General features: G+C 67.8%; 16 protein-coding genes and 1 pseudogene. 8 read left to right on the plus strand and 9 right to left on the minus strand.

What is annotated here, in order from left to right; all coding sequences use genetic code 11:
- The first annotated feature begins 176 nt into the window (after positions 1-176).
- Positions 177-2,489, plus strand: coding sequence for a PEP/pyruvate-binding domain-containing protein (locus tag AC5Y31_RS06085; protein ID WP_499978859.1), 2,313 nt, complete (start codon positions 177-179; stop codon positions 2,487-2,489).
- A gap of 85 nt (positions 2,490-2,574) precedes the next feature.
- On the opposite strand, the gene AC5Y31_RS06090 is transcribed toward AC5Y31_RS06085, so the two are convergent.
- From AC5Y31_RS06090 to AC5Y31_RS06100, 3 genes are read right to left on the minus strand one after another with little or no spacing between them, the layout of a single operon-like run.
- Positions 2,575-2,802: a DUF167 domain-containing protein gene (locus tag AC5Y31_RS06090; RefSeq protein ID WP_499978864.1), complete on the minus strand. Its 228-nt coding sequence runs from the start codon at positions 2,800-2,802 to the stop codon at positions 2,575-2,577.
- Positions 2,803-2,812: 10 nt separating this feature from the next.
- Positions 2,813-4,009: a lipid-transfer protein gene (locus tag AC5Y31_RS06095; RefSeq protein ID WP_499978867.1), complete on the minus strand. Its 1,197-nt coding sequence runs from the start codon at positions 4,007-4,009 to the stop codon at positions 2,813-2,815.
- Between the two features lie 60 nt (positions 4,010-4,069).
- Positions 4,070-4,513 (minus strand): Zn-ribbon domain-containing OB-fold protein, encoded by a 444-nt coding sequence (locus AC5Y31_RS06100; protein ID WP_065023618.1) that lies wholly within the window; start codon positions 4,511-4,513, stop codon positions 4,070-4,072.
- A gap of 96 nt (positions 4,514-4,609) precedes the next feature.
- On the opposite strand from AC5Y31_RS06100, the gene polA reads away from it, so the two are divergent.
- Both polA and AC5Y31_RS06110 read left to right on the plus strand, forming a co-directional pair.
- Positions 4,610-7,336 (plus strand): DNA polymerase I, encoded by a 2,727-nt coding sequence (polA, locus tag AC5Y31_RS06105; protein ID WP_499978870.1) that lies wholly within the window; start codon positions 4,610-4,612, stop codon positions 7,334-7,336.
- Positions 7,337-7,451: 115 nt separating this feature from the next.
- A complete protein-coding gene (locus AC5Y31_RS06110; RefSeq protein WP_499978873.1) occupies positions 7,452-8,633 on the plus strand; it encodes an ATP-grasp domain-containing protein in 1,182 nt (393 codons plus the stop codon).
- 20 nt (positions 8,634-8,653) lie between these two features.
- Here the strand turns inward: AC5Y31_RS06110 and AC5Y31_RS06115 are convergent, their stop codons facing one another.
- Together AC5Y31_RS06115 and AC5Y31_RS06120 are read right to left on the minus strand one after the other, a co-directional pair.
- The gene (locus AC5Y31_RS06115) at positions 8,654-9,532 is read right to left on the minus strand and encodes an alpha/beta fold hydrolase (protein ID WP_499978876.1); all 879 of its coding nucleotides are present in this window, start codon (positions 9,530-9,532) and stop codon (positions 8,654-8,656) included.
- 137 nt (positions 9,533-9,669) lie between these two features.
- A complete protein-coding gene (locus AC5Y31_RS06120) occupies positions 9,670-10,797 on the minus strand; it encodes a PrsW family intramembrane metalloprotease (protein WP_499979011.1) in 1,128 nt (375 codons plus the stop codon).
- Between the two features lie 173 nt (positions 10,798-10,970).
- Between AC5Y31_RS06120 and rpsA the strand changes: the two genes are divergently transcribed.
- Positions 10,971-12,407 carry a 30S ribosomal protein S1 gene (gene rpsA / locus AC5Y31_RS06125; protein ID WP_065023632.1) on the plus strand — a complete coding sequence of 479 codons (1,437 nt, stop codon included), beginning with the start codon at positions 10,971-10,973 and terminating at the stop codon, positions 12,405-12,407.
- A gap of 28 nt (positions 12,408-12,435) precedes the next feature.
- A pseudogene (gene coaE / locus AC5Y31_RS06130) lies at positions 12,436-13,374 on the plus strand (dephospho-CoA kinase); the annotation flags it as partial.
- A 30-nt stretch (positions 13,375-13,404) separates the two neighbouring features.
- Here coaE and AC5Y31_RS06135 read toward each other — a convergent pair.
- On the minus strand, positions 13,405-13,830 hold the full coding sequence (locus AC5Y31_RS06135; protein WP_499978878.1) for a hypothetical protein: 426 nt from the start codon (positions 13,828-13,830) through the stop codon (positions 13,405-13,407).
- 14 nt (positions 13,831-13,844) lie between these two features.
- Positions 13,845-14,381, minus strand: a complete 537-nt coding sequence (locus AC5Y31_RS06140; RefSeq protein WP_499979013.1) for a ribonuclease FAU-1 family protein — start codon at positions 14,379-14,381, stop codon at positions 13,845-13,847.
- 45 nt (positions 14,382-14,426) lie between these two features.
- On the opposite strand from AC5Y31_RS06140, the gene uvrB reads away from it, so the two are divergent.
- Together uvrB and AC5Y31_RS06150 are read left to right on the plus strand one after the other, a co-directional pair.
- On the plus strand, positions 14,427-16,598 hold the full coding sequence (uvrB, locus tag AC5Y31_RS06145) for an excinuclease ABC subunit UvrB (RefSeq protein ID WP_499978879.1): 2,172 nt from the start codon (positions 14,427-14,429) through the stop codon (positions 16,596-16,598).
- A 57-nt stretch (positions 16,599-16,655) separates the two neighbouring features.
- Positions 16,656-18,095: an MFS transporter gene (locus tag AC5Y31_RS06150; RefSeq protein ID WP_499978880.1), complete on the plus strand. Its 1,440-nt coding sequence runs from the start codon at positions 16,656-16,658 to the stop codon at positions 18,093-18,095.
- Between the two features lie 8 nt (positions 18,096-18,103).
- Here AC5Y31_RS06150 and AC5Y31_RS06155 read toward each other — a convergent pair whose 3' ends face one another.
- Positions 18,104-19,687 (minus strand): glycosyltransferase family 39 protein, encoded by a 1,584-nt coding sequence (locus tag AC5Y31_RS06155; protein ID WP_499978881.1) that lies wholly within the window; start codon positions 19,685-19,687, stop codon positions 18,104-18,106.
- Between the two features lie 259 nt (positions 19,688-19,946).
- Here AC5Y31_RS06155 and AC5Y31_RS06160 point away from each other — a divergent pair, with 259 nt between their 5' ends.
- Entirely contained in the window at positions 19,947-20,393 is a 447-nt protein-coding gene (locus AC5Y31_RS06160; protein WP_065022573.1) for a universal stress protein, read from the plus strand.
- Positions 20,394-20,396: 3 nt separating this feature from the next.
- Here AC5Y31_RS06160 and AC5Y31_RS06165 read toward each other — a convergent pair whose 3' ends face one another.
- Complete coding sequence (locus AC5Y31_RS06165) at positions 20,397-23,549, minus strand: ATP-binding protein (RefSeq protein ID WP_499978883.1); 3,153 nt, start codon at positions 23,547-23,549, stop codon at positions 20,397-20,399.
- Between the last annotated feature and the right edge of the window lie 13 nt (positions 23,550-23,562).

A 23,562-nucleotide genomic window follows, 5' to 3' on the forward strand; every position in this document is an offset into this window, starting at 1 on the left:
CGATGAGGTGAAATAGTTCAACGCCGGGCCATCTTCTCAGGAGATTGACGGGTGTCAAGGCCCGTATGGGAAACCCGCCACCGCGCCATTTGATGCAAAAGAGGCTGGCGTGATAGCCAACGGGGCGCAAAGATCAGGGCAATGTCCGGGGCGGGTCGCATCATCAAGTTGGGTGCATGAGCACATCGTTTGTCAGGCCGCTGGCCGATGTCCGCGCGAGCGACGTCGCTTTCGCCGGCGGCAAGGGCGCCAATCTGGGTGAGCTGGTTGCTGCCGGGTTTCCGGTGCCGGATGGGTTCGTGATCGGCGTTCCGGCCTACCGGTCAGCCACCGCGGCGGGCTCGGCGTCTGATGCCTTACGCGATGCCATCGCCGCCAACTACCGGGCCATGGGCGACGACGTTGCCGTGGCCGTCCGTTCCTCGGCCGTGGCCGAGGACGGCGTGACGGCCTCCCACGCCGGTATCTTCGAGACGGTTCTCAACGTCAGGGGTACTGCGGATCTGATCGACGCTGTTCGGCGGTGCTGGATCTCGGCGACCTCGGCGGTCGTCGATCAGTACATCGGTGCGCGGGGCTTGGCGGCGCAGAATTGCGGTATCGCCGTCGTGGTTCAGCGCCAGATCGCCTCGGCGAGTGCGGGTGTGGTGTTCACCGCAGATCCGGTGACCGGCGGCTCTGACCGGCTGGTCGTGGAAGCGGCCTCAGGACTGGGACAGTCCGTTGTCGCCGGGCTGGAGCCGCCCGACCGGGTCGTCGTCGACAAGCTTTCGATGGCCATCATGGCGACTGAAGAAAGCCAGGAATTGGCGGCTCCGGTATTGTCCGCCAACCAGATTCGCGAAGTCGCAGAGTACGCGTTGCGTATCGAGCAGTGGTACGGCGTTGCCCAGGACATCGAGTGGGCTTTCGATCAGCAAGGGCGAACCTGGATTCTGCAAGCACGCCCGATCACGGCATTCGACACATTCGCCGCCCGAGCAACCGCGGTCGAGTTCTACGATCCACCGCGACCACCCGGAAGCCGTTGGACCCGCGCGAACATCGCTGAGGCCGTGCCCGGTGTGCCGACGCCTCTCACCTGGTCGATTTGGAGCGCCGGACTCAACAATGGTCACCGGCAATCCCAGATCCGACTCGGTGTCGTGGCGAAAAACGACGACCGGCACGCGCAGGTCGTCAGGCTCGTCCGTGGCTGGCCGGCGCTCTCGGTCGACCTGCTGGTGAGCCAGGTCGCCCAGATCCCCGGGATGGACGCGGGTGCTTTCAGTGAGCAGTTTTTCGGTGAGGCAGAAGATGTGGACTCGGCAGCGGTACGGGTGCGCATCGCGACTGCGCTGCGGATGGCGCGCCGGGCACCGATCAATCTGGCTCTGCTGCAACGGCGCCTGCGCGCGGTGAGCGAGGCCTCACGCCGGTCGTGGGAGCGGGACGTCTGGCGGCCCGTCGCCGATCCGATGGCGCTTCTGCTCGAGGCCGCGGCGCGATTCGGCGAGACCATGGTCGTGCACTCGATGCAGACGAATGTGTGCCAGAACCTCTACCAGGCCGTCGAGCGCGTTGCCGGAGGCCGCGCGATAGACCTCGTCTCGGCGGATGGCGACCTTCCCGAAGCGCACCTGGCCACCGATCTGTGGCAGCTGGCCCACGGTCAAATCTCCTTGGAATGCTTCCTCCACCGGCACGGATTTCACGGACCCGACGAAGGAGAGGTCGCGGCGTCATCGTGGCGGCAGGATCCCGAGCCGGTGCTGCAGGTAGCGCGCGCATTGGCCGGCCGGGGCGATTCCCGCGATCCCCGTGCGGCATTGGACAATCGGCGCGCGGACCGACGCGCAGCGCAAATGCGACTGACTGCATCGTGGCCGCGTTCGCGCCGACGGGTGGTCGCGCAGCTGATCGCCACGGCCCGCCGAGCTGTGGTCGGACGCGAGGTGGGCAAAGTGGCATTCCTGCAAGACCTTGATGTCGTCCGCCATGCGATGTCGTTCCTCGATGAGGACGCGGTCTGGTACACGCTCGACGAGCTCAAGACCAAGACGTGTCTTACAGCGTCGGAGGTCCTTGTCCGCCAGCGGGTTCGGTCGCAGTTCGCGGCGGTAGAGCCGCCCCTGTCGATCATCGAGGGACGGGACGAGCCGGTACCCGGCGGCGCTGAAGGACCTCACTCGGCCATCACCGGTATCGCGGCGAGTCCGGGTTGTGCGCGCGGGCGGGCGCGTGTGGTGATCAGTCCAGGTACGAATGTCGTCCTCGGCGCCGACGACGTGCTCATCGCCCGGACCACCGACCCGTCCTGGGTGACGACATTCATGACGGTGGCCGGCATGGTGCTCGATGTGGGTGCCACGATGTCACACGCGGCGATCATCGCCCGCGAGCTCGGAATCCCCTGTGTGATCGGGACCGGCAACGGCACCCAGGTGATCCCGGATGGCGCGCTGGTGGAGATCGACGGCTCGCAGGGGACGGTGCGGGTTCTCGATTGACGGCCTGGCCCTGCGCCGAGATTGCAACCAGGAGAAGTGCGAGTGGGCTCCTGCGTGAGCGCAATCTCGCGGGCGGGCAGCGGCGTCAGCGGGTGATCCGGAACTGCTTGACCCGCGCCCCGGCGCCCGACGCGAGCTCGACACGGCTGGGCGGCAGCCCGAAATGCGCGGCCAGCAGCCGGATCACCGCCGCGTTGGCCTTGCCGTCCACCGCAGGCTCGCGCACGTAGACCGTCAGCTGGCCGTCGTCGGTCTCGACCAGGGGGCCTTTGCGGCTGCCCGGCTTGACCTTGACGACGACGGTTTCTGCCATCGCGGAAAAACTACCGGGCGACGATCACCGAGGAGCCGTGCCCGAACAGGCCCTGGTTGGCCGTCACACCCACTGTGGCGCCCTCGACCTGCCGGCCCGCGGCCTGACCCCGCAGCTGCCAGGTCAGCTCGCACACCTGGGCGATCGCCTGCGCCGGGATCGCCTCACCGAAGCAGGCCAGCCCGCCGGACGGGTTCACCGGCACCTTGCCGCCGATGGTGGTGGCGCCGCTGCGCAGCAGCTGCTCGCCCTCGCCCTTGGCGCACAGCCCCAGGTGCTCGTACCAGTCGATCTCCAGCGCGGTGGACAGGTCGTAGACCTCGGCCAGGCTGACGTCCTCCGGGCCGATCCCGGCCTCGGCGTAGGCCGCGTCCAGGATCTGGTCCTTGAACACCCGCTCGGGGGCCGCCACCACCGCGGTGGAATCCGTTGCGATGTCCGGTAATTCGGGCAGGTGCTGCGGGTAGCGGGGGGTCACGGTGGACACCGCGCGCACCGACGGCACACCCTCCAGCGAGCCCAGGTGCTTCTTCGCGAACTCGGCACTGGCCACGATCAGCGCGGCGGCGCCGTCGGAGGTGGCGCAGATGTCGAGCTGGCGCAGCGGGTCAGAGACCACCGGGCTGGCCAGCACGTCTTCGACCGCGGATTCCTTGCGGTAGCGGGCATTCGGGTTGGACAGACCGTGCCGGGAGTTCTTCACCTTCACCTGAGCGAAGTCCTCGGAGGTGGCGCCGTAGAGGTCCATGCGGCGGCGCGCCAGCAGCGCGAAGTACACCGGGTTCATCGCCCCGATCAAGTGGAAGCGCTGCCAGTCCGGGTCGTTCTTGCGTTCACCGCCGACCGGGGCGAACGCGCCCTTGGGGGTGGTGTCGGCGCCGATCACCAGCGCCACGTCGCAGAACCCGGCCAGGATCTGGGCGCGCGCGCTCTGCAGCGCCTGCGAACCCGACGCGCAGGCGGCATACGAAGACGACACCGGGACCCCGTTCCAGCCCAGCTTCTGAGCGAACGTCGAACCGGCGATGAAACCCGGGTAGCCGTTGCGGATGGTGTCCGCGCCGGCGATGAACTGGATCTGCGTGGCGTTCAGGCCGGCGTCGGCCAGCGCGGCACGGGCGGCGACCACGCCGTACTCGGTGAAGTCGCGGCCCCACTTGCCCCACGGGTGCATGCCCGCACCCAGGATGTACAGCGGTTCAGCCATTGGTGCCGCTCCTCCTCATCGCTCCGCAAGCTCCGCTCTGCATCGTCGCGGCACGTGGCATTATGCGTCCACCTTCTTCCACGCGTAAACGGTGCGCTGCGCGCCGTCGTCGTCGGTGTAGAGCGGCATCGTGGTCAGCTCCATCTCCATACCGACCTTCAGATCCGCGGCCAGCGTGCCCTCGACGACCTTGCCCAGCACGATCAGGCCCTCGTCAGCCAGCTCGACCGCGGCGATCGCGAACGGCTCGAACGGATCGCTGGGCGGATACGGCGCCGGAGGCAGGTACCGGTTCTCGGTGTAGCTCCAAATCGTGCCGCGCCGCGACAGGGCAACCGGCTCCAGCACGTCGCCATCGCAGGCGGGATTGGGGCAGTTGTTCTCCCGCGGCGGGAAGACATAGGTGGCGCACTGCGGACACTTGGCGCCGATCAGGTGGGGAAGGCCGGCGTCGTCGGTGGCGTACCACCCGTCGATGGCCGGTTGCGAGGCTACATCTGGCACCCGGTCAGCCTACCCAACCCCGGTGGCAAAACTGAAACGTGTTGCAATTCCACCGGCGCCGACGGGTGTCGGTGCCGGGTGCATAGAGTTGGGTCCGTGAGCCCAGCCAAGACCGCCCCGACCGACGCTGCGCAAGACACCCAGACCACACCGACGTTGCTGCTGCTGGACGGAAACTCGCTGGCCTACCGGGCCTTCTACGCCCTGCCTGCGGAGAACTTCAAGACCCGCAGCGGTCTGACCACCAACGCCGTCTACGGGTTCACCGCCATGCTGATCAACCTGCTGCGCGACGAAACCCCCACCCACGTCGCCGCCGCGTTCGACGTCTCGCGGCAGACCTTCCGCTCCGAGCGTTTCCCCGAGTACAAGGCGACCCGCTCGAGCACTCCCGACGAGTTCCGCGGCCAGATCGACATCACCAAGGAAGTCCTCAACGCGCTGGGCATCACCACCCTGTCCGAGGCCGGCTATGAGGCCGACGACCTGATCGCCACCCTGGCCACCCAGGCCGACGCCGAGGGCTACCGGGTACTGGTGGTCACCGGTGACCGCGATGCGCTGCAGTTGGTCAACGACAACGTGACCGTGCTCTACCCCCGCAAAGGCGTCAGCGACCTGACCCGGTTCACCCCCGAGGCCGTGGTGGACAAGTACGGCCTGACCCCGGCGCAGTATCCGGACTTCGCGGCACTGCGCGGCGACCCCAGCGACAACCTGCCCGGCATCCCGGGGGTGGGGGAGAAGACCGCCTCGAAGTGGATCGTTGAGTACGGCTCGCTGCAGGGGCTGGTCGACAAGGTCGACACGGTCAAGGGCAAGGTCGGAGACGCGTTGCGCGCCAACCTTTCCGCCGTGATCCTCAACCGCGAACTCACCGACCTGGTGCGCAATGTGCCGCTGGCTCAAACCCCGGACACGCTGCGGCTGGTGCCATGGGATCGCGAGCAGATCCACCAGCTCTTCGACGACCTCGAGTTCCGGGTGCTGCGCGACCGGCTGTTCGAGACCTTGGCCACCGCCGAGCCCGAGGTGGACGAGGGCTTCGAGGTGCGCGGTGGGGCACTCGAACCCGGCACGGTCGGAGCCTGGCTGGCAGACCATGCCGCCGACGGACGTCGTGCCGGGCTGGCCGTCATCGGCAGCCACCGCAGCTTCGACAGTGACACCACCGCGCTGGCGATCGCCGCCGGAGACGGTGACGGCGGCTACCTCGAGACCGCGACGCTGACCGCCGAGGACGAGGCCGCGCTGGCCGCCTGGCTGGCCGACCCGGACAAACCCAAGGCGCTGCACGAAGCCAAGCTGGCGATGCATGACCTCGCCGGCCGCGGCTGGGCCCTCGACGGCGTCACCTCCGACACCGCCCTGGCCGCCTACCTGGTCCGGCCCGGGCAGCGCAGCTTCAGCCTCGACGACCTGTCGGTGCGCTACCTGCGCCGCGAGCTGCGCGCCGAATCAGATGAGCAACAACAACTCTCGCTGCTCGACGACACCGACGGCGTCGACGACCAGGCCGTCGCGACCGCACTGCTGCGGGCCCGCGCCGTCACGGACCTGGCCGAGGCCCTCGACGCCGAACTGGCCCGCATCGACTCGGGCGGGCTGCTCGACGACATCGAGTTGCCGTTGCAGCGGGTGCTGGCCGACCTGGAGACCGCCGGGATCGGGGTTGACCTCGATCACCTCAGCCAGCTGCAGAGCCGCTTCGGCGACGAGATCCGCGACGCCGCTGAAGCCGCCTACGCGGTGATCGGCAAGCAGATCAACCTCGGCTCACCCAAGCAGCTGCAGGTGGTGCTCTTCGATGAGCTGGGCATGCCCAAGACCAAGAAGACCAAGACCGGCTACACCACCGACGCCGACGCGCTGCAGTCGCTCTTCGACAAGACCGGCCACCCGTTCCTGGAGCACCTGCTGACCCACCGCGACGTCACCCGCCTCAAGGTGACCGTCGATGGCCTGCTGAAATCCGTTGCCTCCGATGGCCGTATCCACACCACGCTGAACCAGACCATCGCTGCGACTGGCAGGCTTTCTTCTACCGAGCCCAACCTGCAGAACATCCCGATCCGCACCGACGCCGGCCGGCAGATCCGGGACGCGTTCGTGGTCGGGGATGGCTACAGCGAGCTGATGACCGTCGACTACAGCCAGATCGAGATGCGCATCATGGCGCACCTGTCCGGCGATGCCGGCCTGATCGAGGCCTTCAACACCGGCGAGGACCTGCACTCGTTCGTCGGGTCGCGGGCATTCGGCGTGCCGATCGACGAGGTGACCGCGGATATGCGGCGGCGGGTCAAGGCGATGTCCTACGGCCTGGCCTACGGGCTGAGCGCCTACGGGCTGGCCCAGCAGCTCAAGATCTCCACCGAAGAGGCCAAAGAGCAGATGGACGCCTACTTCGACAGGTTCGGCGGGGTGCGGGACTACCTGCACCAGGTCGTCGAGCAGGCCCGCAAGGACGGCTACACCTCGACGGTGCTGGGCCGGCGGCGCTACCTGCCGGAGCTGGACAGCAGCAACCGTCAGGTCCGCGAGTCCGCCGAGCGGGCCGCCCTCAACGCCCCGATCCAGGGCAGCGCCGCCGACATCATCAAGGTGGCGATGATCAACGTCGACCAGGCATTGAAGGCCTCCGGCCTGCGGTCCCGGATGCTGCTGCAGGTGCACGACGAGCTGCTGTTCGAGGTGGCCGACGGCGAACGCGAGCCGCTGGAAAAGCTGGTGCGCGACAAGATGGGCGGCGCCTATGAGCTCAGCGTCCCGCTGGAGGTCGCGGTCGGCTACGGGCGGTCCTGGGACGCCGCCGCGCATTGACCCCGGTGTGAACCGGTACCGCGTCGGGTAAACGCGCAGGAGTGATGCAGCGACCGGTGTTATCGGAGACGCCGTCGGCGACGCCCAGGGGCGTCGAAGCCGGAGGGGAGGCGTGATGTCCGAAATTCACGGCAAGACCGTGCTGATCACCTTCGGCAGGTCCTTTCTGGCGCTGCATTTGGCTCGCTTGCTGAGCGCTGCCGGTCACCGTGTGTTGACCGCGGACTCGATGCTCTTTCCGATCACGAAATTCTCCACATCGGTCACAAGGACGTTCCGCACGCCAAGGCCCAGGTATGAGCCGATCGAGTGGGCGCAGGCTTTGTCAGACATCGTCCGCGACGAGGGCGTGGACCTAATCGTGCCCATCCACGAGGGGAGCGCCATCCTGGGGAACACGATCAAACAGCGCCCCGAACTGTTCGCGAGCGACTGCGTCTTGTTCTTCCCGCATTTCGATCTGGAGGCCCAACTGGAGAACAAGTACGAGTTTCAGGTCGCCGTGCAGGAGCTGGGCATGCCGACTCTCGACTTTGCGCTGGTCCGTAGTCATCGAGAGCTGGAGGCCTTGGATTTCGACAAGCCGTTCGCGCTCAAACGGGTCTTTTCGCGCGGTTCTCAAGACGTACACAAGGTGCATCCAGGAGAGCTCCCGCGCGGTCTGAGTTTCGACGCGACAAATCCCTGGATCGCCCAGGAGTGGGCCGACGGCAGCAGCTATTGCTCATATTCGGTGTGTCACAACGGCGAAGTGAAGGCGCACGTCGCTTACCCGGTGAGCTACGCCATCGGCGGCCAGTCATGTCTGCTTTTCGACTCCATCGAGCACGAGGCCATCGACGCCTGGGTCCGCACATTCGTCAAGGCATTCAACTTCACCGGGCAAATCGCATTCGATTTCATCGAGGTGCCCGATCGCGGCCTCTTCACCGTCGAATGCAATCCGCGAACAACCAGCGGCATTCTGCTGTTCGACCCGGAAACACGGGTTGACCGTGCGTTTTTCGGCGCCAACGACGACATCATCACGCCCGCACCGGGTGCGGCCAAGATGATCGGCCCGGGGATGCTGATGTACGGGTGGCGCAAATCATCGCTGGAGGGCAATACGTTGCGCCGCTTCCTGCGCACCTACCGGCGGACGGACGGGATCATCTTCAGCCGCCGCGACCCGGTTCCAAGCTTGGCGCTGCCGTTGGCGATGGGAAATATCCTCGTCGCTGCCGCACGGTATCGCGTGAGCATTCCCGAGGCGTTCCTGCACGACCACGATTGGGATGGCGACGACGGCTCTTGAGCCGGCCCACCGGTCGGCGATCAGGGTGCGCGGTGTTTGCGGCAGAACTGGGTGATCCGGTCGACGCTGTCGCCGGGTCCGGTGAAGATGCCGCCGTGGCCGACACCGTCGATCTGCGCGAACTCGGCGGTAGGGATGAACCGGGCCGTCGCTTCGCAGATGGTCGGCGGAAAGAACAGGTCGTATTCGAAGGCCAACACCAGCGTCGGCACGTCGATCGTGGCCAGTTGCGCTGCGGTGGGTTCGCCGGCGGCGATCCATTGCTGCGATGCGGTCAGTTGTCCGATGAACCCCTGCTGGGGGGCCGGCTCGTTGTCGTAGCCGGCTGATAGCACCTGATGCCACGCCCGCACGGTGGCCGGGTCTTGCAGCATCGAGGGATGCAGGCTGGTCAGCAGCTGTTCGAGTACCAAAACGTCGCGCGGCACTGCGCCGTAGCGGTCGATCAGTCCGAGTTCCATTTCACCGACAATTTCTGAAATCGGCGACGGTTGCAGCCCGGCGAACAAGACCAGCGCGCGCACTCGCTCAGGCTGCTCGCGGTACAGCGTCTGGGCGGTGTAGCAGCCCATCGAGTAGCCCACGACGATCGCCTCTCCCACGTCGAAGTGGTCGAGAACGGCGGCGGCGTCGCGGGCCAAACCAGCCACCGAGTACGGCGGGGCCGGCGCCGAGGACGGCGCGATGCCGCGGGCGTTGTAGGCGATGACCTCGAATCCCGCGTCGGCGAGGGACTGCGGAAGGCCACAGACGTCCCAGGTGATGCTCGGCATGCCGAGCCCGCCGATCAGCAGCACGGGAGGGCCTTGGCCGGATCGGCGCACCGCGAGGTCGACGCCGGGTTCCACGGTGACGAACTCGAAGCCGCCGTTCAGTGTCGGGCGGGTGCTACCAGTCATCACAACAACGGTAACAACGTGCGCGACCGCCCTACCGCCACTGACGGCGACCCGCACTAGCCCTTAGCCGTCGAGTGTGCGGTTCCATACGCCCACACCGGCGCGTCGCGTACGAAATCGCACACCCAGTGGGATTTCTACCGCCGCACCAGCGCCGGCGACCGATAACCCGCCATCGTGTGCAGCACCGGTGCCGCCGCTCGGGCGGCCACCACCCCGTAGGCGTCCTCGTGCTGCATCGCGAACACCTCCGGATCGCCGAAGCCGCGGTCGATGCGATCCCGCACGAACGCCAGCTCGACCACCTGGGCGGCGAACTTCTTGACGCTGCGGGCCGCGGGCTGCCCGCCGATCCGCCGCGCCTCGCGGATCGCCTGCTTGCGGGCCCGGATCGATCCCAGCCAGGTCTCTTCATTCGGGCTGATCAGGCCACCGACCACCATCGCGGGCAGCTTGCCGGCGACCAGCTGCTGTTCGTGCCGGCGGCTCAAGATGCCCAGCAATACCATCAGCAGGAACACCGGAACCATCCAGAACAGGTAAGTCGCCAGGAAGAACTGGGCGCCGCCGACGGCCAGTGAGGCGTTCCACGAGGCGTGCATGATTACCGCCGCCAGATAGCCCAGCAGGATCACGAAAGCCTTCGACCAGAAGGTGCGGCGGCGCAGCGCGACGAACACCCCGATCGCGGTCATGGTGGTGAACAGCGGGTGGGCGAACGGCCCGAAAATCAGCCGCGCGACGGCCACCGCAGCCATCTGGGCCGGCGACTCCGCGGGCGCGATGTAGACGATGTCCTCCATCCAGGCGAACCCGACCGCCGTGATGCCCGCATACACCATGCAGTCGGTCAGCGAGTTCAGCTCATGGCGCCGCCGGCCGGTCAGCATGATCAGCAGAAACAGGCCCTTAGCGGCCTCTTCGATGAACGGCGCCTGGATCGCGGCCATGTCGAAGGTCTTCGACACCAGCGGCCGCACGGTGGCCACCGAGGACCCGAAGGTCTCCAGGCCCACGGCCAGCAGCACCGCGATCGAGGCGCCCCAGAGGAAGGCCAGCTGTAGCAGCCGACGGGGCTCGGGCTCCCAGCGGTCCAGCCACCGGTAGCAGAACAGCACCACCAGCATCGACAGGCTGGCCAGCACCAGCGCGGTCAGCGTGCCGGCCGGATTGGCCGCGGTGAACACCAGGAGCAGCAGCGCGGTGAGGATGCTGAGCAGGACGATGACGATCAGCGGCGCTCCGACCTTTCGGCGGTTCCGCATCGCAGGCATAGCGACGCAGCGTAGACCACCGGTTTGTCCAGCGTGCAACACGTCGAGTAGCCTCGACAGGTAGTCCTCGACTAGTACAAGACCAAGTCGTGGGCCACCGCATGCCCAGCATGCGTGACAACACCAGTCCCTACTACCTCAACTTGTCCGGAGCAACCCAACACATGCCAAGTCCCACCGTCACCTCGCCGCAAGTAGCCGTCAACGACATCGGCTCGGCCGAGGATTTTCTCGCCGCCATCGACAAAACGATCAAGTACTTCAACGATGGCGACATCGTGGAAGGGACGATCGTCAAGGTTGACCGGGACGAGGTCCTGCTCGACATCGGCTACAAGACCGAAGGCGTCATCCCGAGCCGCGAGCTGTCCATCAAGCACGACGTCGACCCCCACGAGGTGGTGTCCGTCGGTGACGAGGTCGAGGCCCTGGTCCTGACCAAAGAGGACAAAGAGGGTCGGCTGATCCTGTCCAAGAAGCGCGCCCAGTACGAGCGCGCCTGGGGCACGATCGAGGAGCTCAAGGAGAAGGACGAGGCCGTCAAGGGCACCGTCATCGAGGTCGTCAAGGGCGGCCTGATCCTCGACATCGGGCTGCGCGGCTTCCTGCCCGCCTCGCTGGTGGAGATGCGCCGGGTCCGCGACCTGCAGCCCTACATCGGTCGCGAGATCGAAGCCAAGATCATCGAGCTGGACAAGAACCGCAACAACGTGGTGCTGTCCCGCCGCGCCTGGCTGGAGCAGACCCAGTCCGAGGTGCGCAGCGAGTTCCTCAACCAGCTGCAGAAGGGCGCCGTCCGCAAGGGTGTCGTCTCCTCGATCGTCAACTTCGGCGCGTTCGTCGACCTGGGCGGGGTGGACGGCCTGGTGCACGTCTCCGAGCTGTCCTGGAAGCACATCGACCACCCGTCCGAGGTGGTCCAGGTGGGCGACGAGGTCACCGTCGAGGTGCTCGACGTCGACATGGACCGCGAGCGGGTGTCGTTGAGCCTCAAGGCTACCCAGGAAGACCCGTGGCGGCACTTCGCTCGCACCCACGCCATCGGCCAGATCGTGCCGGGCAAGGTCACCAAGCTGGTGCCGTTCGGTGCGTTCGTCCGCGTCGAGGAGGGCATCGAGGGCCTGGTGCACATCTCCGAGCTGGCTGAGCAGCACGTCGAGGTGCCCGACCAGGTGGTCGCGGTCGGCGACGACGCGATGGTCAAGGTCATCGACATCGACTTGGACCGGCGCCGGATCTCGCTGAGCCTCAAGCAGGCCAACGAGGACTACACCGAGGAGTTCGACCCCTCGAAGTACGGCATGGCCGACAGCTACGACGAGCAGGGCAACTACATCTTCCCCGAGGGCTTCGACGCCGAGACCAACGAGTGGATCGAAGGTTTCGACAAGCAGCGCACCGAGTGGGAGGCCCGCTACGCCGAGGCCGAGCGTCGTCACAAGATGCACACCGCGCAGATGGAGAAGTTCGCCGCTGCCGAGCACGCCGAGCCCGCCCGGGCCAACGGGTCGCACCGCGACGAGGCACCGGCCGGTGGTTCGCTGGCCAGCGACGAGCAGCTCGCCGCGCTGCGGGAGAAGCTCGCCGGTAACAGCGCTTAGTCGCTCCCGGGCGCGTTGAAGGGGCTCGATGCTGCGTATCGGTCTGACCGGCGGGATCGGCGCCGGTAAGTCGACGGTGTCGGCCACCTTCAGCCGGTACGGCGCCATCGTCGTCGACGGTGACGTCATCGCCCGTGAAGTCGTGGAACCCGGCACCGAAGGCCTGACCGCACTGGTCGAGGCCTTCGGGCCGGGGATCCTGCTGGAAGACGGGGCGCTGGACCGTCCGGCGCTGGCCGCGATCGCCTTCAGCGACGACGACAAGCGGGCCACCCTCAACGGCATCGTGCACCCGCTGGTGGCGCGGCGCCGCAGCGAACTGATCGCCGCGGCCGGTCAGGACGCCATCATCGTCGAGGACATCCCGCTGCTGGTCGAGTCGCAGATGGCGCCGATGTTCCCGCTGGTGATCGTGGTGCACGCGGACGTGGAGACACGAGTAACCCGACTCCTGCAGTACCGCGGCATGGCCGAAGAAGACGCGCGGGCGCGGGTGGCCGCCCAGGCCACCGAGCCGCAGCGGCGCGCGGTCGCCGATGTCTGGCTGGACAACTCCGGTGACCCGGACGACCTGGCGGCGCAGGCGCTGCGGCTGTGGCAACACCGCATCCAGCCGTTCGCGGACAACCTCGCGGCTCGGCGGCCCGCGCCGTTCCCGACGCAGCCGGTGCCGGCCGACCCGACCTGGCCCGACCAGGCCCAGCGGATCATCGCCCGGCTGCGCACCACCTGCGGCCACCGCGCCTTGCGCGTCGAGCACGTCGGACCCACCGCGGTGCAGGGGCCGGAGACCCCAGACGCCCTAGACGTCATCGACGTCCAGGTCATCGTGGAATCCCTGTCGGTGGCCGACGAACTCGCCGAGCCGCTGCTGGCCGCTGGCTATCCGCGGGTCGCGTCTCTGGGCGAGAAGAGGTTTCACGCCACCGCCGACCCGGGTCGGCCCACCGGCGTCCACCTCCGGGTCGACGAGACCGGGTAGCGCCCGTAACGCCGATCAGGCCATGCTGCTGATCAAGGCGCCGCACAGCATCGCGCCGTTGCGCGGATCGCTGCTGTCCTTCCAGGTGCTGACGAAGCGGTCGCTCTTGACCGCGACGATGTCATCCACGTGGATCTCGCAGTGCACGTTGGCCGACGACGGCCAGCGCAGCCGGATCACCATGCCCGCCTTGCTCGGATCCGACAACACCGCGTTGGCCTCGAACGGCGAGCCGAAGCCGTCGATGTCGCCGCTGGCGGTCTGGGTGTCGTTGAGCATGAAGGTGACGACACTGCCTTGGGTCCAGGCGTCAACCCGCGCGATGTAGGTGACGTTGTGCAACTCTTGGGATGCCGCCGCCGGCGCTGGGATCAGCTGACCGCACCCGAGCAGGGCCGCGGTGGTCGCGGTGGCGACACCGATTCGCAGGTTGGCGTTCATGTTCACGAGATTACCTAACTTTCCGGGGCCGACCCGGGAATACCGTCGCTGACCGGCCAGGACACCGCCATACCCTGGCCGGCCAGCCAGCGCTGCAGGTCATAGCCGTTGCTGGCCAGGCCGTCGACGGCGGCGACGGACCGGGCCACCGCCAGTTCGGCGTCGTCCTGGCTGAGCAGGCCCTCTCGCACCGCGACCATCAGCTCGTCGAGGTCGGTGAGAGCGACGTCGCGCCCGGTACGCACCACCAGGTCCAGGTAGTGGTCCCGGGAGCGCCACAGCGCCGGTCCCGGCGTGTACTCACCGACGTCGAGGTAGAAGTCCTGGTCACGTTCGTGGCCCGGATTGAAGTGGAAGACGGTCGCGCGCAGCCCCAGCGCGGGCAGCAGCCACGATTCCAAGTAGTGGAACTGGGCCCGGCCCGGGGTGGGCCGGGCCAGGTAGAGGCCCCACGGCTGCACGGTATAGATGTCGACGGCGCGCACCACCCCTTTCGGGTCGGTGTTGGTGTACGCGACCAGGTCAAAGGTCTCGTGCTTGGGTGGATGCACCGCTGACCGCCTCTCCGTGTCAGACACCCGGCTTACCCTGGGTTCGTGGCTTTCGCAACGGAACACCCTGTCGTCGCGCATTCGGAGTACCGGCCGCCTGCCGACGCTGTCGAAGGCATCGTGCGGACCGGCGGCCGTTTCGATGTCGTCAGCGAGTATCAGCCGGCCGGCGACCAGCCGGCCGCCATCGAGGACCTGGAACGGCGGATCAAGGCGGGGGAGAAGGACGTGGTGCTGCTGGGCGCCACCGGCACCGGGAAGTCGGCCACCGCGGCCTGGCTCATCGAACGGCTGCAGCGGCCCACCCTGGTGATGGCGCCGAACAAGACGCTGGCCGCGCAGCTCGCCAACGAGTTGCGAGAGATGTTGCCGCACAACGCCGTCGAGTACTTCGTCTCCTACTACGACTACTACCAGCCAGAAGCGTACATCGCGCAGACCGACACCTACATCGAGAAGGACAGCTCCATCAACGACGACGTGGAGCGGCTGCGCCATTCGGCGACATCGAGCCTGCTGTCCCGGCGCGACGTGGTGGTGGTGGCGTCGGTGTCGTGCATCTACGGCCTGGGCACCCCGCAGTCCTACCTGGACCGCTCCGTCGAGCTGCAGGTCGGCTCCGAGGTGCCGCGGGATGGACTGCTGAGGTTGCTGGTTGATGTCCAGTACACCCGCAACGACATGGCGTTCACCCGCGGCTCCTTCCGGGTGCGCGGCGACACCGTCGAGATCATCCCGTCCTATGAGGAGCTGGCCGTCCGCATCGAGTACTTCGGCGACGAGATCGAGGCGCTGTATTACCTGCATCCGCTCACCGGCGACGTGGTCCGCAAGGTCGACTCGCTGCGGATCTTCCCGGCCACCCACTATGTGGCCGGCCCAGAACGGATGACGCAGGCGATCTCCACCATCGAGGAGGAACTGGCCGCCCGGCTCGACGAGCTGGAGAATCACGGCAAGCTGCTGGAAGCCCAGCGGCTGCGGATGCGCACCAACTACGACATCGAGATGATGCGCCAGGTCGGGTTCTGCTCGGGGATCGAGAACTATTCACGGCACATCGACGGCCGCGGCGCCGGCACGCCTCCGGCCACCCTGCTGGACTACTTCCCGGAGGACTTCCTGCTCATCATCGACGAGTCGCACGTCACCGTGCCGCAGGTTGGCGGCATGTACGAGGGCGACATGTCGCGCAAACGCAACCTGGTGGAGTTCGGTTTCCGGTTGCCGTCGGCCTGCGACAACCGCCCGCTGACCTGGGAGGAGTTCGCCGACCGGATCGGGCAGACGGTCTATATGTCGGCCACCCCGGGCCCCTATGAGCTCAGCCAGGCCGGCGGTGAGTTCGTCGAGCAGGTGATCCGCCCGACCGGCCTGGTGGACCCGAAAGTCGTGGTCAAGCCCACCAAGGGTCAGATCGACGACCTGATCGGGGAAATCCGGCAGCGCGCCGAGGCCGATGAGCGGGTGCTGGTCACCACGCTGACCAAGAAGATGGCCGAAGACCTCACCGACTACCTGCTGGAGATGGGGATCCGGGTGCGCTACCTGCACTCCGAGGTCGACACGCTGCGCCGGGTGGAGCTGCTGCGTCAGCTGAGGCTCGGTGACTATGACGTGCTGATCGGCATCAATCTGCTGCGGGAGGGTCTGGACCTGCCGGAAGTGTCGCTGGTCTCGATCCTCGACGCCGACAAAGAGGGCTTCCTGCGGTCCACCCGCAGCCTGATCCAAACCATCGGCCGCGCCGCCCGCAACGTCTCCGGCGAAGTGCACATGTACGCCGACAAGATCACCGACTCGATGAAAGAGGCCATCGACGAGACCGAACGCCGCCGGGCCAAACAGATCGCCTACAACGAGGCCAACGGCATCGACCCGCAGCCGCTGCGCAAGAAGATCGCCGACATCCTCGACCAGGTGTATCGGGAAGCGGCCGACAGCGAGAGTGTCGAGGTCGCCGGTTCGGGGCGCAACGCCTCGCGTGGGCGCCGCGCGCAGGGCGAGCCCGGCCGGGCGGTTAGCGCCGGCGTGTTCGAGGGCCGCGACACCAAAAGCATGCCCCGCGCCGAACTGGCTGACCTGGTCAAAGAACTCACCGAGCAGATGATGAACGCCGCCCGCGACCTGCAATTCGAGCTTGCCGCGCGGATTCGCGATGAGATCGCCGACCTGAAGAAGGAATTGCGGGGTATGGACGCGGCCGGAATCAAGTGACCGCCAGCACGCGGGGCGTTTTCGCGTGTTGTGGCGATCCGTGATTGACTGCAACCGGTGGTGGATCTGACTGAAGCGGTGCCGACCGACGCCGCTGTAAACACTGGCAGCTGGCATGAGCTGCTCGGAAGGCGCTACTTAGGTACCTCGGCCGTGCTGGCTGGGGGCGTGGCCCTCTACGCCACCAACGAATTCCTGACCATCAGCCTGCTGCCGAGCACGATCAAAGAGATCGGCGGCGAGCGGTATTACGCCTGGGCCACCACGCTGTACCTGGTCGGGTCGGTGATCGCCGCCGCCGCGGCCAACCCGGTGCTGGTTCGCATCGGTTCCCGGTTCGCCTACCTATTGGGCCTGCTGGCGTTCGGCGTCGGCGGCACGGTGTGCGCCATGGCGCCGCACATGGAGATCCTGCTGGTCGGCCGCACCCTGCAGGGCATGGGCGGCGGTCTCTTGGCCGGGCTCGGGTATGCGCTGATCAATGCGGTCCTGCCCAGCTGGCTGTGGACCCGCGCGTCGGGGCTGGTGTCGGCGATGTGGGGTGTCGGCACCCTGGTGGGCCCGGCGGCCGGCGGCCTGTTCGCCCAGTTCGGCATCTGGCGGTGGGCGTTCGCGATCATGGCGGTGCTGTCCGGAGTGATGGCCGTGGCGGTGAGCGTGGTGCTGCGGGCCAGCCGCGGCGGCCAGCAGGACGATGCGATGAAGGTCCCGGTGCGTTCGCTGCTGTTGCTCGGAGGCGCCGCGCTGGTGGTGAGCACCGCCCAGCTACCGCGCAGTCTCCTCGGTGCCGCCAGTCTGCTGATCGCGGGCGCAGCCCTGCTGGGGGTGTTCCTGGTGGTGGACCGGCGCTCGTCGGCGGCGGTACTGCCCCCCAGCGCGTTCCACCCGGGCCGGGAGAAGTGGATTTACCTGACGCTGGGCCTGCTGATGGCCACCACCAAGGCCAACCTGTACATCCCGCTGCTCGGGCAGCGGCTGGCGCACCTGCCGCCGGTGATGGCCGGATTCCTGGGCGCCGCCCTGTCGACCGGCTGGACGATCAGCGAGATCGCCAGCGCCTCGGTCAGCAAGGTGCGGGTGGTCATCGGGCTGGTGATCAGTGGGCCCCTGGTGATGTCGGGCGGCCTGGCGGTGGTCGCGTTCGCCCGGATGAGCAGCTATAACCCCACTGCGGTCGGCGCGATCTGGGCGCTGGCGCTGCTGGTGGTCGGTATCGGTGTCGGTGCCGGCTGGCCACACCTGTCGGCGTGGGCCATGAGCTGCGTCGACGACCCCGCCGAGGGCGGGACGGCCGCAGCGGCGATCAACACCGTCGCGCTGATCGGCGGGGCGTTCGGCGCGGGTATCGCCGGCCTGGTGGTCAACACCGCGATGAGTTCCGGCCTTCCGGCGGCCCGCTGGCTGTTCGCGATCTTCGCGGTGATGGCCGCCCTGGGGTGCGTGGTGGCCTATCGGGCCGCCCGCGGCGCCGATCCGCTGGTCGGCGCCCACGCCTGAGGGGCTTATCAAGGTTCATGCGGCGGTTCCAGCTTCGCCTCTCCTTCGTCGAGCCTCGCTGAACCGCCGGTCGACTTGATGACCTGCGAGTAGGTGAACTGCCAGCGTTCGACGACGCGGAAGCCCAGCTGGTGCAACGCCTGGCCGTCGGGGGTGCGGGCGAACCGCGACCCCATCGGCAGCATCACGGCGACCTGATGGGCCGGCAGGGCGCGGTCGTGATCGGTGATCGTCCAGATCGTCGGGCAGTCGGCCAGCTGATCGGTCACTGCCCAGACCGCCAGGTGGCCGTCCCAGAGCCGGCCCAGGGCCTGCCGGCGCGGCCCCAGGCCCGGGTCCCGCAGCTTCGCGAACGTCTCGGGCCGCCCGGCCGGCAGCGCCCGGATCGGGCCGGGTGCCCAGCGGGTGGTGTTGTCGATGAGCAGGCAGTCCCCGGGCCGGGCATGTGCGTCGATCACGTCGGCCACCGCGCTGTAGTCCCAGCCCTCCTTGGTGTACCGATCACGCTGGTTGGCAACGTAATTGGGTGCCGCGGCAACCGCCAGCGTGGCGACGACAGCGATGACGGCACGCCGCGACTCGGCGATCGTGGTGACCGCCAAGGCTAACGCGATCGCCATCGCGGGTCCCGTGCTGATCAGATAGCGCGGGTAGTAGACGGGTTCGCCGATCGCCGAATAGACCACGGTCACCGCGGTGGGGATGATCAGCCAAGCGGCGCAAAGGATCAGCAGCTGTCGTACCCCATCGGCGGGAGCCGGCCGGGCTCCGGTCCGCACAGCGATGGCCGCGCCGGCGAGCAGCAGCCAGGCCAGGATCGCGAACGGCACGCTTTTGTCGAAGAACTGCTGCTGCGCGATTTCGATGACGGTGTGCCCGCTCAGCGGGTCGATCCACGCGACCTGCCAGATCTGCCGCTGACTGAACCATAGGAACGGGGCCAGCACCGCCATCGCGATGCCGGCCGCGGCGGCAAAGCGCCGTCTCGCCGAGCGTCCGCATCCGGATGCCCACAACAACACCGCGTGCACCGCCACCATGAGCACGGTGAAGGTGTTCAACAGCGTCGACGCCACCACCGCCACGCCGTAAGCCGCCCACCGGGCGCCCGTGTCGCGGCGAGCCGCGCTCACCCACAGCACGGTGAGCCAGACCGCGGCCATCGCCGCGAACGCGTACGGGCGGGTTTCGACGCCGGCCCACGTCACCCGTGGCAGCACCGCATACAGCACGCCTGCGCACACCGACAGTCGCCGGCCGGCGAATCGGCGCGACAAGACCACCACGCCGGCGGCGCCGGCCCCGACCGCCAGGCAGCTCGGCACCCGCGCCCAGAATTCGGTGGCGGGGAAGACAGCGAACCAGCCGTGCATGAACAGGTAGTACAGACCGTGCACCGCATCGATGTGGCTCAGCAGGTGCCACAGTTCGGGCAGCGAGCGATGCGTCGACGCGGAGATCGTGGCCGCCTCGTCGAACCACAGCGACGGCCGGCTCGCCCCGATACCGCTGATGACCGCGGCCAGCACCGCGATCAGCACCGCATCGGAGGGCCGGCGCCGCCGGCGGAGCGGAGCCGCTGTCGTGCTCACCGGGACTCGGGTCAATACCTGGCTCAACGGCGTGCCCTATCGCCCGGGGATGAGGAGAATGACTTCTCACGCTACCGCTCAGAACGCGGTGTCAGCTACGTCACGACAGCCGCGGAAACCGGTTTCGGGCCCGGTCAGGGCGGATGTGTGGGCAGGCACGCAGGCGACATGTGACGCCAATCGCCCCCATCGGGGCCGTTGACGCGTTAATGTCGCCATGGCTTAGAACATGGCAACTTTTCACCGAGAGGGCTAACGGATGAGCGGCTACAAGACCGTGGTGGTGGGCACGGACGGCTCGGACTCTTCGCTGCGTGCCGTCGACCGCGCCGGTCACCTGGCGTCTGGGGAGGGCGCGAAGGTCGTCATCGCCACCGCTTACCTGCCGCACGCGGACGACCCGCGGGCCGCCGACGTCCTCAAGGACGAGGGCTACATCGCCTCGGGCAACGCTCCGATCTACGCCATCCTCAAGGAGGCCAAGGAGCGCGCTATCGCCGCCGGGGCCTACGAGGTGGAGGAGAAGGCTGTGGTCGGCGCCCCGGTCGATGCGCTCGTGGAGCTGGCCGAGTCGGTCAAGGCCGATCTGCTGGTGGTCGGCAACGTCGGGTTGAGCACGATCGCCGGGCGGCTGCTCGGGTCGGTGCCGGCCAACGTGTCGCGGCGCGCCAAGGTCGACGTGCTGATCGTGCACACCACCGGCTAGCCCTTACGGCATCGCCTCGGCCCAGGCGAGATGCCCGCCGAAGCCCAGCGTTTCGGCCATCTCGCGGCAGCGATCGCGGTAGCAGGCATACCCGGCTGCGTCGTCGCGCGCCCTGGCCAGCAGGGCCCGCAGCCGCAGCAGCCAGATATCCCGGATCGCCAGATTCTCTTCGGCAGGGGCGGTCGCCAGGGACTCGATCGCGGCTTCGGCTTCGGCCAGATCGGCTTCGGTGGCCCCGTCCAGCAGGGTCTCCACCAGCACGTTGGTCGCGTGAAAGCCCCACCCCAGCAGCTGGCCCTCGCGGACCAGTTGGTCGGCGATGGTGCGGATGAGCGCCAGGGCGTGCTCGCGGTCTCCGCACCGGGCTCTTTCGCGGGCCAGGAAAACCAGGGTGATCGGGAACTCGCCCACCTGGCCGACTTCGGTCAAGATCTGCTGCCCGCGATCGCGCTCGGCGATGGTGGGGCGGTGTAGGAGCGCAAAGCCCAAGCTTTGTCGCGCCTTGTCCAGGGTGTAGTCGTCACCCAAGCGTTCGGCGTGCCGCACGGCTTCTTCGATGGTGCGCACGGCCGCGTCGTCGGCGCGCAACACGCCATAGGCGATCGCGGCCTGGTAGGTGAATGCCACCGCAACGACAAAGGACAACGGGTCGGTGTCGCGGGCCATGGCGAGGGCGCGCTCCTGGTCGTCGCGCCACCCGGGATGCCCCAGGCGCCAGCGTGCGATGGAGCGCTCGGCCAACACGACCGCCAGCGGCGAGCCGAGCAGGAAACTGCCCTTCGTGGGATCACCGTCGGCCAGGTCGATGACGCGTTGTGACCACTCCGCCACGTCATCCCAACCGTCCAGTTCGGTCTTGGCGTAGATGGCCGCGAACGACAGCCCCACGGTCAGGGACGGGTCGCCGATGGAATCCAGCAGCGCCATGGTTTCGGAGGCCAGCTCGGAGGCTTCGTGTACCCGGTCTTGATACACATATCCGATCACCAGACCGGCCATAGCGATCGCCAACGACGGCTTGTCCCCGCCGGCGTCGCACAGCTCGCGCAGTTCCTCGAACCGGGACGGTATGTCGTCCAAGCCTGCGCGCCAAGCGATTCCGCACAGCATGGTGCGCGGGGCGATCCGCATTGCGGTCCGGTCGGGGTCATCGGCGGGTAGCGTGTCGGCGATCTTCTGGGCGCGCTCCCAACTCATTCGTGCCGCGATGATGTCGCGGTTCAATGCCCAGGCCGCCGCGCGCAGATGCCATCCGTAAGCGACGTGTCTCTCCCCGGCGGCTTCCCAATGTCCGGCGATCAGGGCGGCATTGGAGTCGGCCGATGCCTTATCGCGCGATTCGATGGCGGCGGCAAGCCTGCGGTGTACGTCGGCGCGACCGGACTTCAGCTGTGCTTCATAGGCGACCATCCGGATCAGCGGATGCTGAAACGCGTAGTCGGCGTCCGGGTTCGGCGGCGACAGCGGTTCGATCAGTTCGGCGCTGACCAGTTCCTCGATGCACGGATCGACCCCCAGCCCGGCCAGCAGTTCGGCGCTGAAGCGGGACCCGATGACCGCGGCTGCTGCCAGGGCATGTTTGGCCTTTGCGCCGAGCCGGTCGATGCGCGCGGCCAGCGTCGCCTGCAGGGTGGCCGGCACATGGATCTGGGCTGCGGCGGTGCGGCACACATAGCTGCCGCGTTCACCGATCAGCACGCCGCGCTGGGCGAGTTCGCGGGTGATCTCCTCGGCGAACAGCGGGTTCCCCGCCGAGTGATCGGTGATGATCCCGGCGACCTCGAACGCCGAGGGGTCGGTGCCCACCAAATCGGTCACCAGCAGGGAGGTCTCCGGGGTGCTCAGCGGCTCCAGGGTCATCGTCTCAACCCCGGGCACCTGCTGCAGCGTCCCCTGATACTCGGGGCGGCAGGTGATCAGCACCAGCGAGCAGGTGTCGGCGATCACCGTCAGAAAGTCCGCGAGCATGGATTCGCTGACCTCGTCGATCCAGTGCACGTCCTCGACGACGAAGACCGCGGGATGGATGCGGGCCACTTGGGCGGTGTTGACCAGCGCGGTCAGCCGCCGTCGCCGCGCGTCCGGATCGATTTTCGGCAGCTCCACCCCGGGTTCGACGATGCCGAGCAGGTCGTCCAGCAGCAGCATGTCTTCGGGGTCGGCGTCGGGTACCCGGGCCCGCACCGTTGCCCGCATATTCGCGTCGTCGAGACCACCGACCCGGGCCGCGGCGCCCAGCAGGCCGGCGACCACATGGAACGCGACATCGGTGGTGTGCGCCTCGCAGAACGCGGAAAACACCTCGACGCCATGGTCTTTCGCGCACTGCACGACCTCGTCGACCAGACGCGTCTTGCCGATCCCGGCAGAGCCGACCACGCACACCGCCGCCCCGTGCCCGGTGGTGGCCCGGGCCAGCATCGCCTCGAGCGTGGCCAACTGCGACTCACGGCCCACCAACACCGACTCCACGGACCTGTCCTGCTGTCGGCGCGGGATCATGCTCAGCAGCCGCCGTGCCGGCACCGCATCCTCAACGCCCTTGATGCGCACCAGCTCCGGTTCCCCGAGCACCGACACCGCGGCCACCAGTTGGGCGGTGGCCGCGCTGAGCATCACCCCGCCCGGCGGAGACACGGACTCCATCCGCTGGGCCAGCCCCACCTGCTCACCGATCGCGGTGTACCCCAGTGTTCCCGAGCCGATGTCGCCGACGATCACCTCGCCGGAGTTGATCCCGACGCGCACCTGCAGGTCGACGCCGTCGCGGCGGCGCAGCTGCTCGGCGAGCCCGCCGGCCTGCTCTTGCATTACCAGGGCGGCGCGACAGGCTCGCACCGCGTGGTCCTCCAACGCCACCGGCGCTCCGAAGATCGCCATGAGGCCATCACCCGTGAACTTGTCGACGGTGCCGCCGAACCGCTGAACCACCGCCGCCGCCCGAGTCACCAGCTCGGTCATGATTTCGCGCAGCCGCTCGGTGCCGACCGTCGCCGCGAGCTGCATCGACTGCACCACGTCGGCGAAGAGCACCGTCACCTGCTTGTACTCGGCGTGGTCGGTGGCCGTCACGATCAGCGAACCGCAGCCATCGCAGAACCGCGCACCCTGCCGCGGCTCGGTCCCGCACGTCGCACACACCGGTATGGCCGTCACCCGACCCTCCGCA

Source organism: Mycobacterium sp. NGS18, assembly GCF_059813185.1.

Excerpts from the sequence above, each read along its gene's own strand:
- AC5Y31_RS06085 (WP_499978859.1), top strand. The coding sequence starts at position 177 with ATGAGCACATCGTTTGTCAGGCCGCTGGCCGATGTCCGCGCGAGCGAC.
- AC5Y31_RS06090 (WP_499978864.1), bottom strand. The coding sequence starts at position 2,802 with ATGGCAGAAACCGTCGTCGTCAAGGTCAAGCCGGGCAGCCGCAAAGGC.
- AC5Y31_RS06095 (WP_499978867.1), bottom strand. The coding sequence starts at position 4,009 with ATGGCTGAACCGCTGTACATCCTGGGTGCGGGCATGCACCCGTGGGGC.
- AC5Y31_RS06110 (WP_499978873.1), top strand. The coding sequence starts at position 7,452 with ATGTCCGAAATTCACGGCAAGACCGTGCTGATCACCTTCGGCAGGTCC.
- AC5Y31_RS06115 (WP_499978876.1), bottom strand. The coding sequence starts at position 9,532 with ATGACTGGTAGCACCCGCCCGACACTGAACGGCGGCTTCGAGTTCGTC.
- AC5Y31_RS06120 (WP_499979011.1), bottom strand. The coding sequence starts at position 10,797 with ATGCGGAACCGCCGAAAGGTCGGAGCGCCGCTGATCGTCATCGTCCTG.
- rpsA (WP_065023632.1), top strand. The coding sequence starts at position 10,971 with ATGCCAAGTCCCACCGTCACCTCGCCGCAAGTAGCCGTCAACGACATC.
- AC5Y31_RS06135 (WP_499978878.1), bottom strand. The coding sequence starts at position 13,830 with ATGAACGCCAACCTGCGAATCGGTGTCGCCACCGCGACCACCGCGGCC.
- AC5Y31_RS06160 (WP_065022573.1), top strand. The coding sequence starts at position 19,947 with ATGAGCGGCTACAAGACCGTGGTGGTGGGCACGGACGGCTCGGACTCT.